The sequence below is a fragment of the Streptomyces sp. NPDC047315 genome (assembly GCF_040643215.1).
Taxonomy (GTDB): Bacteria; Actinomycetota; Actinomycetes; order Streptomycetales; family Streptomycetaceae; genus Streptomyces.
Genome location: NZ_JBEYTZ010000009.1, coordinates 126,135 through 141,465, shown reverse-complemented (window position 1 = coordinate 141,465; position 15,331 = coordinate 126,135). Strand labels below are relative to the sequence as shown.

Below are 15,331 nucleotides of genomic sequence, written 5' to 3'. Positions count from 1 at the left end.
GGTCGTACGACTCGGACGCGGGCCCTCGTTGGCCGGTTTACGGCAGTTCTGTGCTCGGTCCACGGTTACGAACGGCATGCGGGGGCACCCGTTCCGTAGGGCCGTCCGCGTCTCTCCCCGAGGGCGGTGTCATCGCTCCTGAGGGTCGTCTCCACCTTCAGGAGGTGGGGTTGACGCCACCACTACAACCTGAGGGGGAGATGCCTTCGGGACCTCTGGCCGATCCGCTGGAGCCGCCTCCGCTCCTACGTTGGAGGCTATGACCACGCCAGTCTGCACAAGCGCTTCGAAGGCCGCCCGGTCGGTGCCTCCGTCGTACGGAGCCGACGCACGGTATGCGACCTACGCCCGTTACCCGTCGTTCTCGTCGTACGTACGGGCACGGGGGCCCGTGCTGCTGCGCACCGCCCGCTCCCTCACGGCGAACCCGAGCGACGCGGAAGACCTGCTCCAGACCGCGCTCACGAAGACGTACGTCGCATGGGAGCGCATCGAGGACCACCGCGCCCTCGACGGTTACGTCCGCCGCGCCCTGCTCAACACCCGCACTTCGCAGTGGCGCAAGCGCAAGGTGGACGAGTTCGCCTGCGACGAGCTGCCCGAGCGCGAAACCTCGCCCACGCCGGACCCCGCCGAGCAGCAGGTGCTGCACGACGCGATGTGGCGCGCCGTGATGAAGCTGCCGGACCGCCAGCGCGCCATGGTCGTCCTGCGGTACTACGAAGACCTGAGCGAGGCCCAGACCGCCGAGGTGCTCGGGGTCTCGGTGGGCACGGTCAAGAGCGCCGTGTCCCGCGCGCTCGGCAAGCTGCGCGAGGACCCCGAGCTGACCCCGGTCCGCTGACCTGGTCCGCTGATCCCGGTCCGCTGATCGATCGGCACGACGGGCACGAGCAGCACGAAGCGATTGCGCTTCCCTAGGGGTGGTGGCATCCCGGGGTGCACATGCAGAATCTGCACACCCTTACTGCCACGTAGCGCGCCAGCGCCCACCAGGAGGACGCCGTGCTGAGCACCATGCAGGACGCACCGCTGCTGACTTCACGGATTCTGGAGCACGGACGCCGAATCCATGGGAAGTCCCAGGTCATCACGTGGACCGGGGCCCCCGAGCCGGATCGCCGCAGCTTCGCCGAGATCGGCGACCGCGCGGCCCAACTGGCGAACGCGCTCCGTGACGAGCTGGGCGTCGACGGAGACCAGCGGGTCGCCACGCTGATGTGGAACAACGCCGAGCACGTCGAGGCGTATCTGGCGATCCCGTCCATGGGCGCCGTACTGCACACGCTCAACCTCCGCCTCCCCGCCGAGCAGCTGGTGTGGATCGCGAACCACGCCGCCGACGGCGTCGTCATCGTCAACGGCTCCCTGCTGCCGCTGCTCGCCCCCCTCCTCCCGCACCTGCCGACGGTCGAGCACGTCGTCGTCTCCGGGCCGGGCGACCGCAGCCTGCTCGACGGCGTCGACTCCCGGGCGCAGGTGCACGAGTACGAGGAGCTGATCGCGGGCCGCCCGACCACCTTCGACTGGCCCGAGCTGGACGAACGCACCGCCGCCGCCATGTGCTACACCTCCGGCACCACCGGCGACCCCAAGGGAGTGGTCTTCTCCCACCGCTCCGTCTATCTGCACTCGATGCAGGTCAGCATGGCCGAGTCGATGTCGCTGACGGACCGGGACACCACCCTCGTCGTCGTGCCGCAGTTCCACGTCAACGCGTGGGGGATACCGCACGCCACGTTTATGACCGGCGTGAACATGCTGATGCCTGATCGTTTCCTCCAGCCCGCCCCCCTCGCCGAGATGATCGAGAAGGAGCGGCCGACCCACGCCGCCGCCGTCCCCACCATCTGGCACGGCCTGCTCGCCGAGGTCACCGCGAATCCCCGCGACCTGAGCTCCATGCGGATGGTCACCATCGGGGGCTCGTCCTGTCCGCCCGCGCTGATGGAGGCGTACGACAAGATCGGCGTACGGCTCTGTCACGCCTGGGGCATGACGGAGACCTCGCCGCTCGGCACGATGGCCCACCCGCCGGCCGGGCTGACGCCCGAGGAGGAGTGGTCGTACCGCGTCACCCAGGGTCGCTTCCCGGCCGGCGTCGAAGCCAGGGTCGTCGGGCCCGGCGGGGACGTGCTGCCCTGGGACGGCGAGTCGGCGGGTGAGCTGGAGGTGCGCGGGCCGTGGATCGCCGCCGCGTACTTCGGCGGCGTCGACGCCGAGCCCGTCAGGCCGGCGGACAAGTTCAGCGAGGACGGCTGGCTGAAGACCGGTGATGTCGGCGTGATCAGCGCCGACGGCTACCTCACCCTCACCGACCGGGTGAAGGACGTCATCAAGTCCGGCGGCGAGTGGATCTCCAGCATCGCGCTGGAGAACGCCCTGATGGCGCACCCCGAGGTCGTCGAGGCGGCGGTGGTGGCCGTGCCGGACCAGAAGTGGGGCGAGCGCCCGCTGGCGACCGTCGTCCTCGCGGAGGGCGCGAGCGTGGACTACGCGGCGCTGCGGGCGTTCCTCGGCGAGAGCCTCGCGTCGTGGCAACTGCCGGAGCGGTGGGTGCTGGTGCCCGAGGTGCCGAAGACGAACATCGGCAAGTTCGACAAGCGGGCGATCCGTCGGCAGTACGCGGACGGCGAGCTCGAAGTGACGAAGCTGTAGCCGCCACCTCGTGAACGAACGGAACGAACGGAACGAACGGAACGGGTCCGGGACCGCCGTGGTCCCGGACCCGAACCGACTTCGGCCCGTGTCCGTTCTCGTTCGTACTAGTTCGCACCAGTTCGTACTAGTTCGTGCCGATCTTGGCGAGTAGATCCACGATCCGTGACTGGACCTCGGCGCTCGTCGACCGCTCCGCGAGGAAGAGCACCGTCTCGCCGGACGACAGCCGCGGCAACTCGGCGCGGTTGAGCCCGGCCGACGTGTAGACGACCAGCGGCGTACGGTTCAGCTGCCCGTTGGCCCGTAGCCAGTCGATGATCCCGGCGCGGCGCCGACGCACCTGCATCAGGTCCATCACGACGAGGTTCGGCCGCATCTGGGCCGCGAGCGAGACCGCGTCCGCGTCCGCGGCGGCGCGCGCGACCTGGAGGCCGCGACGCTCCAACGCCTCCGTCAACGCCAGTGCGATCTCCTCGTGCTCCTCGATCAGCAGTACGCGCGAGGGGTGCTGTTCGCTGTCGCGCGGGGCGAGCGCCTTCAGCAGGACCGCGGGGTCGGCGCCGTACGCGGCCTCCCGGGTCGCCTGCCCCAGGCCGGCCGTGACCAGCACCGGAACCTCCGCCGCCACCGCCGCCTGGCGCAGCGACTGGAGCGCGGTACGCGTGATCGGGCCGGTGAGCGGGTCGACGAACAGCGCCGCGGGGAAGGCGGCGATCTGCGCGTCGACCTCCTCGCGTGAGTGCACGACGACGGGACGGTAGCCGCGGTCGCTGAGCGCCTGTTGGGTGGAGACGTCCGGCGCGGGCCAGACCAGCAGCCGGCGCGGGTTGTCCAACGGCTCGGGCGGCAGTTCGTCGTCCACGGGCTGGGGGAGCGGCCGGTTGGTGACCTCGACCGCACCGCCCGGGCCGTCCAGCGGCTCGGGGCCCTCGGCGGCGCCCTCGTCGGGGGCGCCTATGGCGTACGCGCGCCCCTGCTCTTCCTGCTCGCGCTCCCCGGGTGTGGGGAGCCGGAGCGCGGACTGGGTGTGACCGCTCGGCTGAGGTTGCTGCTGTTGCTGCGGTGTCGGTTCGGGGCGGTCCGCGGTGGGCGGGGTGGCCAGTTTGCGACGGCGGCCGGAGCCGGAGTTGGGGGCCTGCGCCGCCTGACCCGGTTGCCCCTGCTGTGCCTGCTGCCCTTGTGCCTGTGCCTGTGCCTGTGCCTGGTTCTGGCTCTGGTTCGGTGTGAACGGGACGCCCTGTCCCAGGGTCCGTACGCTGAACGCCCGTCCCTGCGAGGCGTCCGCCGGCATCGGAGCCTCGGCCGGCAACGGCTGGGAGAGGGACCGCGGCCCCTGCTCCAGCGACCGTACGTCAGAGGGCTGAGCCGCCTGCGCCTGCTGTGCGGCCTGCGCCTGCTGTGTGGCCGGAGCCGTGCCCTCCGTCGGCTGGTCCTTGTGCTCGCCCTGGGCCCCCGGCCCGGCCTGGCCCTCGATCTCCCGACGCGCCCTACGGCGCCCCGTCGGCCCCGGCGGCACCACGGGGTGCGGCTGCGGCGGCGTGAACTCGTCGCCGTCGGGCCCGGTGCGCGCGGCCTCGTGCTGCGCCGCGTCCCCGGCGGACAGTGCGAAGGGCGGACGCGCGGCGGCCTGCGGCGCCGGGTCCTCGGCGGGCGCGGGCGCGAGCGCCCGACGGGCCCGCCGCCCCGCGACGGCCTCCGCCGCGGCCGGTACGGGAGCCTGCGCCTGCGCAGGTACGGGCGCCGGCACCGCACCGCGCGGCGGCACCGGCTGCGGTACGGACCCCTGCGGAGGCACCGGCAGCTGCGCCGGCACCGGAGCCTGCGGCGGTACGGGCACCTGCGGTGGTACGGGCTGCGGCGCGACCCCCTGCGGAGGCACCGGAGCCTGCGGTGGCACCGGCACCCGGGCCGGCACCGGAGCCTGCGGCGGTACGGGACCCTGGGCCGGCACCGGCACCTGCCCTTGGGCCGCGCCCGGCCCACCGGCCAGCGGCCCACCGGCCGGCAGCTCCGGAACCCCGCCGTGCCGTGCACGTCGACTGCCACCGGCAGCCGCTTCGGCCGGTACGCCCTGCGGCGGCACCGCCTCGCCCAGCGCGGGCCGCCCGCCCTGCGCCGCGCCCTCGGCGGCGGACACCACCGAACCTTCGGCCGGAGCACCGCCCTCCGCAGGGCTCGGCCGCCCGCGCCGACGCCCGGTCCCGCCCTCGGCACCGCCGTCGCCACCGGCGCCGCCCTCACCAGCGGCCGACTCCGCCTCCAGCGGGCTCGCCAGGAACGCGTCCGTCGACCCCCGACGGGCCCTGCGCCGCCCGCCGCCCGGCGCCGGATCCCCCGACGCCTGCTCCGGCAGAGCCAGCGCCCGCCCCTCGGCGGCCTGCTGAACGCCCCGCTGCACGCCCTCCGTCACACTCTGCTGAGGTCCGCCCTGCTGAGGTCCGCCCTGCTGGGCGCCGCCCTGCTTACGGGCCTCCTGCGCCGCCGGAAGTTCCAGCTCGCGCCCGACCACCGGCGCCGCGGCGGCCACGGCCCCCGCGCCCTCGCCGAGCGGCACCTCCACCACGTACGCACTGCCGCTCATCCCCGGCACCTCGTGCGTCTGCACCACCCCGCCGTGCGCCGCCACGATCCCGCGCACGATCGGCTGGTGCACCGGATCGCCGCCGGGGAAGGGCCCGCGCACCTCAAGCCGTACGACGTCACCGCGTTGCGCCGCCGCGACCACGACCGTGGAGTCCACGTACGCCGCACCAGCACCAGCACCACCGCCAGCACGAGCCGCCGGAGCACCCGTAGCCGTGCCCACACCCGTACCCGCTTCGGGAGCCGCCACCGGACGGGTCTTCCCCGTCGAGTCGACCCCGGCCACGTCCGCGATCAGATGCGCCAGCGCCGTCGCCAGCCGACCCGCGTCCACCTCGGCCTCGATCCGCGGCGCGTGCACCGCGAACTGCACCCGCCCCGGCCCGATCAGCTCCACCGCACCCTCGACACCGGCCGTCACGACCGCGTCGAGCAGCGACTTCGACTTGGCCAACTCCTCCCCGCCCGCGTCGAGACGCTGGAAGCCGAGGACGTTGTCGATCAGCGTCGTCATCCGGGAGTACCCGGCGGCCAGGTGGTGCAGGATCTGATTCGCCTCGGGCCACAACTGCCCCGCCGGATCGGCCGCCAGCGTCCCCAACTCGGCCCGCAGCTCCTCCAAGGGCCCGCGCAACGCGTCCCCGAGCACCGCAGTGAGCTGCTCCTGCCGCCCCGCCAGCGCGAGGAACCGCTCGTCGCGCCCCTCGATCTCGACGGTGTACCGCTCGGCCTTGTCGGCGAGTTCGGCCGCGTGCTGCTCCCGCGCCTGCTCCAGCTCGCCCGTCAGCCGCTCCGTCGTCCCCGTCAACTCGGCCGCGTGCTGCTCGACCAGCTTCTCGATCGGTCGGCGATCGGTGAACGTCATCACCGCGCCGACGAGCTGGTCCCCGTCCCGCACCGGCGAGGTCGTCAGGTCGACCGGCACCCGCGAGCCGTTCTTCGCCCACAGCACCTGCCCGCGGACCCGGTGCTTCCGCCCCGACCTGAGCGTGTCCGCGAGCGGCGACTCGTTGTACGGGAACGGCTTGCCGTCCTCGCGCGAGTGCAGCACCAGCGGGTGCAACTCCTGCCCGCCCAGGTCGCTGGCGCGGAACCCGAGGATCTGCGCCGCGGCCGGATTGACGAGGACGACCCGGCCCTCGGTGTCCGTACCGACGACGCCCTCGGCCGCGGCCCGCAGGATCATCTCGGTCTGTCGCTGCGATCGCGCCAGCTCCGCCTCGGTGTCCACCGTCCCCGACAGGTCCCGCACCACCAGCATCAGCAGTTCGTCGCCGGTGTAGAGCGAGTGCTGCGCGTCGTACGCCTCCCGCCCGTCCTCCAGACTGGCGCTGGTGACCTCCACGGGGAACTCGCTGCCGTCCGTGCGCCGCGCCATCATCCGCGTCGGCTTCGTACGACCGCGCGGGCCGGCCGCCTCCGGGCGGCGCATCGACCCGGGGATGAGCCTGGAGTCGAACGCGGGCAGCAGATCCAGCAGCCCGCGTCCGACCAGTGCGGTGCCCGGCGCCTCGAAGAGTTCGAGCGCGATGGTGTTGGCGTTGACGACCGTGCCGTTGCAATTCACCAGCACGAGCCCGTCGGGGAGCGCGTCGAGTATGGCTGCGAGGCGAGCAGCGCCTCGGGATGGCCTGCTGCTCACGACGACGGTTCCTCCCTGCTGCCCTTCAGCCTGTCACTGGGAGGGAGTCTAAAGGCAGCGGCTGCGCGGGGGCGGGGGAAGAGGGGCAGCTCTCATCCGGGTTGTGTGTGCAAGAGGTGCGTTTCCGGTGACCGTACGACGTACGCGACCCCCTGCGAGCTGCCCGTGGGCCACTATGCGCCGGCGCTCGGGAGGATCGGCCGCATCAGGTTCCAGCGGGAGATCTCACATCCGTTCTGCCGGGTGAACGTGGAGTCCACCCGCTGCCCCTGCCAGGTCCCGGTGACCCGAGCGGTGGCCGGCCCGCCGGCCTGCTGGGTGCACAGCGCGTCCCGCGGCACGGGCGCGAACGGGTTCTCCCCCTCCCGCGCCATCTCGTCGAGCCGGGCACACGCCCCCACCGCCGCGGGGTGCGTCCCGCCGGGGATCCCGAGTGCGCCCTTCGCCCCGGCGGGGCTGCAGTCCAGCTCGTACCGCCCGTCGGTCCGCGGGTTCCCGGTCTCCGACACGACGACCGTCAACCGGTCCTGCGGCTCCTCCCCGAGCAGCGACGCCAACGGCACCGGCAGCGGCACGGGCAGCCCGGTCGCGGCGCTGGCGGTGCCCGTGAGAGCGGTGCCGGTGAAGGCGGTGAGGACGGCGGCGGAAGCGGAGGCGGTGAGGACGATGCGGCGCAGCATGAACGCTCCTGTTTGTTCTCCGTGACGCGCACGAGGACGTGGTGCCGTCCTGACGTCGTGCCGTCGTACGGATGCGAATCCGATCCGACCGGCACCCGGCGGCCCCGCACGGGACCCACCCGGCGCCGGCTCGGGGCCACGCGGCCCCACCGCGTCTAACGCTCCCCGCGCCCGTCCGTTGCGCACCCCGCCGGGTGGGGACGTACCGCGGACGCCCCGTGAAGGCGCCCGGACGCCCCCGGATGTGCTTTGCCCTCGGCCCGGCGCGCCTAGTACCGTGGTCAGCGATTGGTGACACCCCGCGTGGCTGTGTCATCATCTGCACACCACTCGCGCTTGCGCGGGGGGTGCTGGAGGCGTCGCCTAGTCCGGTCTATGGCGCCGCACTGCTAATGCGGTTTGGGTTTTACCGCCCATCGAGGGTTCAAATCCCTCCGCCTCCGCTTCAAGACCACGAGAGCCCTCGGCCATCACTGGCCCGGGGCTCTTGTGTTTCCCCCACGGCCTGTGTGTGGCCCCGGTCACCCACCCCTGCGGGGCCATGTCGCGCCCTGACCCCTCTGAGCGGAGTTTTCGCAGGTCAGGCCCGGTGTGATGAATGGATTTCGCCTGACGCCGCAGGTCATGTAATGTTGTTCCCGCAACGCCGACCGGGAAGAAAAGCCCGAGAAGCACAAGCACTCGTAGCTTAACGGATAGAGCATCTGACTACGGATCAGAAGGTTGCAGGTTCGAATCCTGCCGAGTGCACAGCAGGCCAGGAGCCCCGGAGAGATCCGGGGCTCTTTGCGTTGTGGTGGTGTGTGTGCTGGCTAGGGGTGGTCGAGCCAGACGGTTTGCCCTTCCGTCGTGACGGTGAGCCCGAACCGTTCGAAGCCGGGTCGTCCTGCGTCTCGCCACCAGTGCAGTGCTTCTTCTACTTCGTCCCAGAGGTGTCGTGGTCCGGCTTGGCGGACGGTGGCGAGTCCGGTGCCGTTGCGGAAGAGGACCACTGCCCAGGACTTGTCCGTGAGGCTGTAGAACCAGACGGGTTGCACGCCGCCGCGGGCGGGTGCGGGGGCGTGGACGCAGTCGGGGACGCGGGTGCCGACGGCGAGGTGGGAGGGCTCGAACCGCCCGGTGCCCAGCTCCGCAGCGGTGACCGAGGTGAGGGATTTCGCCGCGCTGCCGAAGCTGTGCGCGGCCAGGTGGTCGGCGTGGTTCGGCCAGGTGAGGCGGTGGGCGCGGAGCTTGGTGAACTCCACCAGTCCGAGGAAGCGCCCGGACGCGGAGCGGCCGTCGTCTGCGACGGTGAGGAGGACGTTCATGTCCAGGGGTGCGTAGTGGGTGCCCCAGGGGACCAGGATCAGCCCGCCGGGGCGGGACTGTTCCACCCACGCGTACGGGATCGCCCGTACGCCGCAGGTCGCGATGGTGCGGTCGTACGGAGCGCCGGCCGCGTGCCCGAGGAGTCCGTCAGCGCTGACGACGGTTACGGGCAGCCCGAAGCGCCGGAGGACGACCCGGGCCCGGGCTGCGATGGGGGCGTCCACTTCCATGCTGATCACGTTGCGTCGGCCGAGGCGGTGGGCGAGGAGTGCGGTCGACCACCCGGTCCCGGTGCCGATCTCCAACACACGCGAGCTGGTGCCCACGTCCAGGTCGCGGAGCATGGAGAGGGTGATGCTGGGCATCGATGACGAGCTGGTGGGTTCGGTGAGGGGTGTGTGGGCGTCGCTGTTCTCGTCCCACTGGGTGACGATGGGGACGTCACAGTGCGCGTACGTGGACCAGGCGCCGGGTTCGTTGAACCGGGAGACACGGACGTGGTCGCCGCGCCCGGGGTCGTACGGCCAGATGATGTCCGGCAGGAACGCGGAGCGCGGTACGGCGGCGAAGCCGGGCACCCAGTCGGACGTCAGATCCTGGCGCGCGAACAGGGCGCGGGCCAGGGCCGACCACACGGCATCGGTCGCGGAGGCGCTCACGCCAGCACCTCCGGGGCGGGCCGGTCGCTCGTGCCGCGGCAGCGTGCGCACTGGCAGGGCGGAAACCGGATGGGGTCTGCCGGTAGGTCCTTGGGGTCGACGCAGCACACGACTGTGGTCGGGCCCCAGGTCCGGCCCGAGTCCCGCGACACCCGCAGCGTCATCCGGGCCCGGTCTTCATCACCTGGCGGCGGGCCGGGGCGCGTCATTCGTCCCACCTCGGAGCGGCTGCTGTGGCGTTGGCGCGAGGGCGACTTGATGGTTTACGCAGCGGCATGACGCGGCTCCTCAACAGGGGTGACCAGGCCCGACGATGAGCGGGCAGCAAGTTGCGGAGATCCTGGCTCGCGTCATCAGGACGGGGGAACCTCCTTCGAACCTCACTTGGGGACGTTCGTCTCCGGTAGAACGTCCCTAGAGCCGTCCCGAGCCCGAGGGGGAAAGCCGTGCCGAATCAGAGACTTCGAGCCGCGCTGGCGGCGGGAGGCTGGACGTACGCCACACTCGCGAAGGATGTCGGCATCGACCCCAAGTCGGTGGAGCGCTGGGTCAACCTCGATCGCACGCCGCGCCGGACCACGGCAGCGTTGGCGGCGGAGGCGCTGGGGGAGAGTGCGTACGCCCTCTGGCCCGCTCTGAGAGAGACGCGGGCGGCGCGTGCCAACAGCCCTGAACTGGTGGCGTTCTACGAGCGGCGGTCCGATCTGCCCGTATCGGCGTTCGTCGACCTCATGGTGCAGGCGAGGGAACGGATAGACGTGCTCGTGTACTCCGGATTCTGGCTGACGGAGGACGCGACGTTTCACCGGGTGGTCGGGGAGAAGTCCGCTGCCGGTGTGCAGATCCGATTCCTGCTGGGCAGCCCTGGCAGTGATGCGGTGGCGGTTCGTGGCGCGGACGAAGGCATCGGTGCGGCTCTGGCCGGCAAGATTCAGAACGCTCTGGTCAACTACAGGTCGTTCTTCGGGCTGCCTGGCGTGGAGTTCAGACTGCACGCAACGACGCTGTACAACTCCATCTACCGGGCGGACGACGAGATGTTCGCCAATGGCCACCTCTACGGGATGGGGGCCTATCTGGCCCCGGTCCTGCACCTCCAACGGGTTTCTGGAGGCGGGATGTTCGACTCGTACGCCGAGAGCGTCGAGCGAGTGTGGGAGTCGGCACGGCCCATCTCCTCGCCCACTGACCTGGGAGGTCTCCAGACATGAGCCGGATCGACCACTTCCGTGATCCCGATGCCCCGGAGGCGAACTCCGTCGTCCCCTCCGTCACGGCCGTCGTCAGGGACGAAGCCGGGCTGCTGCTGCTCATCCATCGGACCGACAACGACCTGTGGGCGCTGCCCGGCGGCGGCCACGACATCGGAGAGCGCATCGGTGACACGGCGGTGCGCGAGGTGGAGGAGGAGACCGGCATCCGGGTCGAAGTGGACGGCATCGTGGGGCTGTACTCCGACCCCGAGCACGTGATCGCGTACGACGACGGCGAGGTCCGCCAGCAGTTCTCGATCTGCTTCCGGGCACACCCGGTGCGAGGGTCCCTGCGAACCAGCAGCGAGTCCAAGGACGTCCGCTGGGTCGACCCGGCTGACCTGGACGGACTGGACATCCATCCGTCCATGAGGCTGCGCATCCAGCATGGCATGGACGCATCGCGGCGGGAGCCCTACATCGGCTGAGCGCGGTACAGGGGCTCGGCCTCGGACTCGGCCAGACGACGCTCGATGCGATGCACCGCGGCGTACATCTCCGGTGTGGCCCGCTGGATGAAGCGGCTGACGAGGGTGTCCGGACCGTACCGCTGGACGATCTCCGCCAGCCGGGCGGTCGGTGTCGTGAGCTTCCCGTACGGCGTCGTCGTCATATCGCAGAAGGTCAGGGCGTCCCGCAGCACGGGCCGCTCCTGCGCGAACTCGGTCTCCAGGTCGTGCCGGAGGCCCCGCTCCTCGGCCTCCAGGACCGCGCAGGAGTGGTGTGCCACGAGGCTGACGACGCGTTCGTCGGCGTACTCCGAGTGCCGGAGGAACCGGGCTCCGTCGAGCGGGTGGAAGCCCGTGGTGGCGATGGACGGTGCGTAGCCGATGTCGTGGAGGACGGCTGAGGCTTCCAGCAGCTCGGCGTCGGCACCGAGTATCGGAGCGAGTGAGCGGGCCCGCTCGGCCACACCGAGGGAGTGGGCCCAACGGCGCGGGAGCGGCGCGGACAGTAGGGATTCGGAGAGCGCGTAGGCCCATCGAGTCAGCTCCATGGGGAGCAAGGCTACGGCGGGGGAGAGCGGGCGCAGCTTCGTTCGGCGCGGGCCTGAGTGCCGCTCACGAGGAGTGCGCTGCACCGTCCCGCACCCGGTGTTGGCGCTGAGCGGGGCGGCGCGGAGGGCCGTCAGCGGTGGGCCAGGACGTTGACCACCCGTCCGTTGGGGTCGCGGACGAAGAACCGTCGTACGCCCCACGCCTCGTCCTGCAAGGGGTGGACGATCTCCGCACCGCTCTGCTGGATGGTGGCATAGGCCGCGTCCACGTCGTCCACCTCGATGCTCATGTCGGGGGTGACGGGTGCCGTCTTGTCGGCGGTCATGACGCTGATCTGCGCTGTCGGGCTGGACGGGGAGGCGAGCGTCATGATCCAGCCGTGGTTCATGACCTCCTCGAAGCCCAGGAGGCCGTAGAACTCCCGGCTCTCCTGCGCGGCCTCCGAGCGGATGTTGGGGACGACGCGGCGAACGGTCATCGGTGACTCCAAACGGGAACGAACCTGTCCTTGTGCCTCCTCAGGAGTACTACGGATATGCGTCCGGGGCTCGTGCCGGCGTCGGCGGTGGTGGAATTCTGGCGCCCCCGCGCGGGCGCGGCGGTACGTAAACTGCGGGCATGCCAGTCGAAGTGCTCCAGCGCATAGCCGACTTCCGTTTGGCCTTCGCGCGGCGGCAGGCCGCGGTGGTGGAGGAGGTGGCCGGTGGGGTGGCGGTGTTGGATCCGCGGTACGCCGCGTCGTACGAGAACAACCAACTCGTCGTCGACGGGGCACCGGACCCCGACGGACTGCCCGCGCTGGCCGACAGCGTCCTCGGGCACCTGAAGCACCGGCGGATCACCGTTTTGGACGACGTCGTCGGGGGCGGGTGCGCGTCCGTGCTCACCGCGGCGGGGTACGGGCACGAGACCGAGCTGGTCATGGCGTACGCCGGCAATGTCGGCCGCCCGGAAGAGCCCGCTCGGACGGTCCGGCTCGGGGAGCTGCGGGACGCGGTGGTGCGGCAGCTCAGGGTGTGGATGCCGCGGGCCGAGGAGCACGTGGTCCAGCAGTTCGCCGACCGGAGGGCGGCACGGCTGCGCGGGGCGGACGAGGTGCGGTTCCTCGCCGTGCGGGACGCGGACGGTGTCGTGGGGTCCTGGGCCGACCTCTATCTCGACGCCGTCCGGGGGGTCGCCCAGATCGAGGACGTCGTCACCGCCGACACCCACGTCCGGCGCGGCTACGCGGACACCGTCCTCGCCACCGCGCTCCAGCACGCCGAGGGCTGCGGGCTCGTCTTCCTTCTCGCCGACCCCGGCGACTGGCCGCGGCAGTGGTACGCCCGTCGGGGCTTCGTCGCGATCGGGCGCTCGCACGTCTTCACCCGGGCGCCGGGGCAGAGTCGTCGGTGAACCGCGGGTAGGCGCAGGTCAGTCGAGTGTGCCCAGGTCCTCGCGCATGATTCGGCGCATCGCGGTGAGTTTGGGTTCCGCGGCCTTCAGGGCGAGCAGGGCGCGGGGGGCGTCCTCGCCCTCGTGGGCCAGGCCGCGGTCGATGCGTTTGATGACGGCGTCGGCGCCGGCCAGGACGGCGTTCACCTCGCGGGAGGCGTCGAGGACCGCTTCGGGGACGATCATCTGGGCCTCGGCGTAGCGGTCCCGGTACTCGCGGCGGGCCTCTTCGACCTGGAGGCGGTCCTCGTCGGCGTACACGCCGTCCCGCAGGCGGTGCAGGGCGTCCTTCAGCATGGTGTGGAAGTGGCGGGAGGCGCGGTTCATCGCGGTGTACGCGGTGCGCCGGTCGTCGAAGTGACGCCGGCGCTCCTCTGTGCGTAGGTCCTCCGCCCGTTGGCGCTTGGTGGCCCAGACCGTGATCAACGGGGCGAAGAGGGTGCCGAGCACCCCGACGACGGCGGCGATCATGGCGGCGGTGGTGGCGCTCATGGCCATGACACTACGTTCGTTCGCGCCACGCCGGGGGCTCTGACGTCAGGGTGCCAGCGTCCACCGCTGGCTGTCGCTGTTGTCGCAGGTCCAGACGCCGAGCGCGGCGCCGTACCGGGACGCGGTCAGACAGCCGCCGTCATGGCCGACGATCTCGTACCGGCCGCCGGCGATCTGACGCAGCGTCCACTTCTGGTTCTCGCCGCCGCCCGAGCTCCAGATCTGGGCGAAGTGGCTCGTGCCGTCGACCACCCGGGAGCGGTCGGTGTTGGAGTCCAGGGCCTTGCCCGTGTCCAGGGCCGGCGCGATGCGGTAGCGGCCGTCGGCGAGGCGGTCCAGGTTCCAGCGCTGGGCCTGGTGGGCGCTGGCCATCTCGGCCTTCACCTTGGTGCCGTTGGCGGTGTTCCCCATGTCGACGTCGGCCGCCCAGCCGCCGACCGCGCTCCGCAGCTGCGCCTTGGCCGGCACCGGGTTCGTGGAGCCGCCGCCGCGGATCAGGAAGCGGCTGTTGGCGATGTTCCAGTTGCGGTCGAGGTAGCTGCCGGGCTGGGGCTTCGGGTTGAAGTACATGTTGCGGTTGCAGTCGATGACGTCCCGCTCCGGGTAGTCGCAGGGGACGAGCCGGCCCGGCGGGTTGGGGATGTTCCCGTCGTCGTAGCACATCAGGTCGCCCTGGACGTAGCAGTGGGCGCCGTTCCCGGTCGACTTGGGCGCGTTCGGCTGGACCGCGCCCATGGTGTGCAGGAGTTCGTGCACGTCGACGTTGGGGTCGCTGAAGCAACCGCGCGGCCCCATGCCGATCATCGGCCAGGCCGAGTTGGTGTTGTTGACGTTCTCCTGCCCGGGGCGCTGGTCGACGTTGTAGCCGAAGCCGAGGCCGCAGACGTTGTTCTCGGCCCAGATCAGGTACTTGCGGTCGTTGCTGGTGTGGCCCTGGGCCATCACCGCGCGCCAGGTGGGGTCGCCGTCGCCGTCGATGGCGGACTGGGGGACCACGACCCGGGTGATGGTCGGACGGCAGTTCGCGTCGTGGACGAAGCGCACCTCGCGGCGCTCCCCCATCCGCTCCGAAGCCTCGACGAACTTGGTGTTGAGGTTGACGGCGTGGGCCTGGAACTGCTCGCGGAACTGGTCGAACCGGTCGGGCTGCCGGTCCCCGCGGACGTACATGAGCTGGACGCGGGGGCCGCTGGCGCCGTCGCCGTCGCAGCGGGGGGCGGAGGCGATCCCCGCCGAGGCGCGGGCCTTGGCCCGCAGCAGGGGCAGGCTCTTGTCCTCGATGACCCGGAACCTCGGGTCGGCGTCGGGGGAGGTGGAGGGGCGGGGCTGTGCGGCGGGGCGGGGTTCGGCGGTGGGGCGGGCCGTGTCGGTGGCCTGCGCCGCTCCGCCGGTTGCGACGAGGGTCGAGAGGGCGGCGGTGGCGACGGCCAGGGCGGCGGCGCCGCGTATCCGCGAGGTCAGACGCTTCGGTCTTGGTCGGAAGATCATGCCGCGGAGCGTGCGGGGCGCACGTCAATTTCTGATCAACGGCCGCACACCGCCGACGCAACGCCGACCGACGCAACGCCGACCGACGCAACGCCGACCGACGCAACGCCGACCGACGCAACGCCGGCGGGGG

12 protein-coding genes and 2 tRNA genes are annotated in these 15,331 nt (G+C 71.6%); 7 read left to right on the top strand and 7 right to left on the bottom strand.

Annotated features, from left to right (window positions below; translation table 11 throughout):
- Window positions 1-259 precede the first annotated feature (259 nt).
- Together ABZ842_RS12860 and ABZ842_RS12855 are read left to right on the top strand one after the other, a co-directional pair.
- Window positions 260-844, top strand: a complete 585-nt coding sequence (locus ABZ842_RS12860) for a SigE family RNA polymerase sigma factor (protein ID WP_361536149.1) — start codon at window positions 260-262, stop codon at window positions 842-844.
- Window positions 845-1,005: 161 nt separating this feature from the next.
- Window positions 1,006-2,658 carry a long-chain fatty acid--CoA ligase gene (locus ABZ842_RS12855; protein ID WP_361536147.1) on the top strand — a complete coding sequence of 551 codons (1,653 nt, stop codon included), beginning with the start codon at window positions 1,006-1,008 and terminating at the stop codon, window positions 2,656-2,658.
- 127 nt (window positions 2,659-2,785) lie between these two features.
- Here the strand turns inward: ABZ842_RS12855 and ABZ842_RS12850 are convergent, their stop codons facing one another.
- Window positions 2,786-6,886 (bottom strand): PAS domain-containing protein, encoded by a 4,101-nt coding sequence (locus tag ABZ842_RS12850; protein ID WP_361536145.1) that lies wholly within the window; start codon window positions 6,884-6,886, stop codon window positions 2,786-2,788.
- Window positions 6,887-7,059: 173 nt separating this feature from the next.
- Complete coding sequence (locus tag ABZ842_RS12845; RefSeq protein ID WP_361536143.1) at window positions 7,060-7,566, bottom strand: SSI family serine proteinase inhibitor; 507 nt, start codon at window positions 7,564-7,566, stop codon at window positions 7,060-7,062.
- A gap of 352 nt (window positions 7,567-7,918) precedes the next feature.
- On the opposite strand from ABZ842_RS12845, the gene ABZ842_RS12840 reads away from it, so the two are divergent.
- A tRNA-Ser gene (locus ABZ842_RS12840) sits at window positions 7,919-8,009 on the top strand.
- 234 nt (window positions 8,010-8,243) lie between these two features.
- Window positions 8,244-8,316 (top strand) — tRNA-Arg (locus tag ABZ842_RS12835).
- A gap of 62 nt (window positions 8,317-8,378) precedes the next feature.
- Here ABZ842_RS12835 and ABZ842_RS12830 read toward each other — a convergent pair.
- Window positions 8,379-9,533 carry a protein-L-isoaspartate(D-aspartate) O-methyltransferase gene (locus tag ABZ842_RS12830; RefSeq protein ID WP_361536141.1) on the bottom strand — a complete coding sequence of 385 codons (1,155 nt, stop codon included), beginning with the start codon at window positions 9,531-9,533 and terminating at the stop codon, window positions 8,379-8,381.
- A 446-nt stretch (window positions 9,534-9,979) separates the two neighbouring features.
- On the opposite strand from ABZ842_RS12830, the gene ABZ842_RS12825 reads away from it, so the two are divergent.
- A complete protein-coding gene (locus ABZ842_RS12825; protein ID WP_361536139.1) occupies window positions 9,980-10,744 on the top strand; it encodes a helix-turn-helix domain-containing protein in 765 nt (254 codons plus the stop codon).
- Complete coding sequence (locus ABZ842_RS12820; RefSeq protein WP_361536137.1) at window positions 10,741-11,214, top strand: NUDIX domain-containing protein; 474 nt, start codon at window positions 10,741-10,743, stop codon at window positions 11,212-11,214. The genes ABZ842_RS12825 and ABZ842_RS12820 overlap by 4 nt, the downstream gene beginning before the upstream one ends.
- Here the strand turns inward: ABZ842_RS12820 and ABZ842_RS12815 are convergent.
- Window positions 11,202-11,783 (bottom strand): HD domain-containing protein, encoded by a 582-nt coding sequence (locus ABZ842_RS12815; protein ID WP_361536135.1) that lies wholly within the window; start codon window positions 11,781-11,783, stop codon window positions 11,202-11,204. The two genes, ABZ842_RS12820 and ABZ842_RS12815, sit on opposite strands and share 13 nt — an antisense overlap.
- Window positions 11,784-11,914: 131 nt before the next feature.
- Entirely contained in the window at window positions 11,915-12,262 is a 348-nt protein-coding gene (locus ABZ842_RS12810) for a VOC family protein (protein ID WP_361536133.1), read from the bottom strand.
- A gap of 140 nt (window positions 12,263-12,402) precedes the next feature.
- On the opposite strand from ABZ842_RS12810, the gene ABZ842_RS12805 reads away from it, so the two are divergent.
- On the top strand, window positions 12,403-13,179 hold the full coding sequence (locus tag ABZ842_RS12805) for a GNAT family N-acetyltransferase (RefSeq protein WP_361536131.1): 777 nt from the start codon (window positions 12,403-12,405) through the stop codon (window positions 13,177-13,179).
- A gap of 18 nt (window positions 13,180-13,197) precedes the next feature.
- Here ABZ842_RS12805 and ABZ842_RS12800 read toward each other — a convergent pair whose 3' ends face one another.
- Together ABZ842_RS12800 and ABZ842_RS12795 are read right to left on the bottom strand one after the other, a co-directional pair.
- The gene (locus tag ABZ842_RS12800) at window positions 13,198-13,710 is read right to left on the bottom strand and encodes a hypothetical protein (RefSeq protein ID WP_361536129.1); all 513 of its coding nucleotides are present in this window, start codon (window positions 13,708-13,710) and stop codon (window positions 13,198-13,200) included.
- A gap of 45 nt (window positions 13,711-13,755) precedes the next feature.
- Entirely contained in the window at window positions 13,756-15,198 is a 1,443-nt protein-coding gene (locus ABZ842_RS12795) for an RICIN domain-containing protein (RefSeq protein ID WP_361536127.1), read from the bottom strand.
- Between the last annotated feature and the right edge of the window lie 133 nt (window positions 15,199-15,331).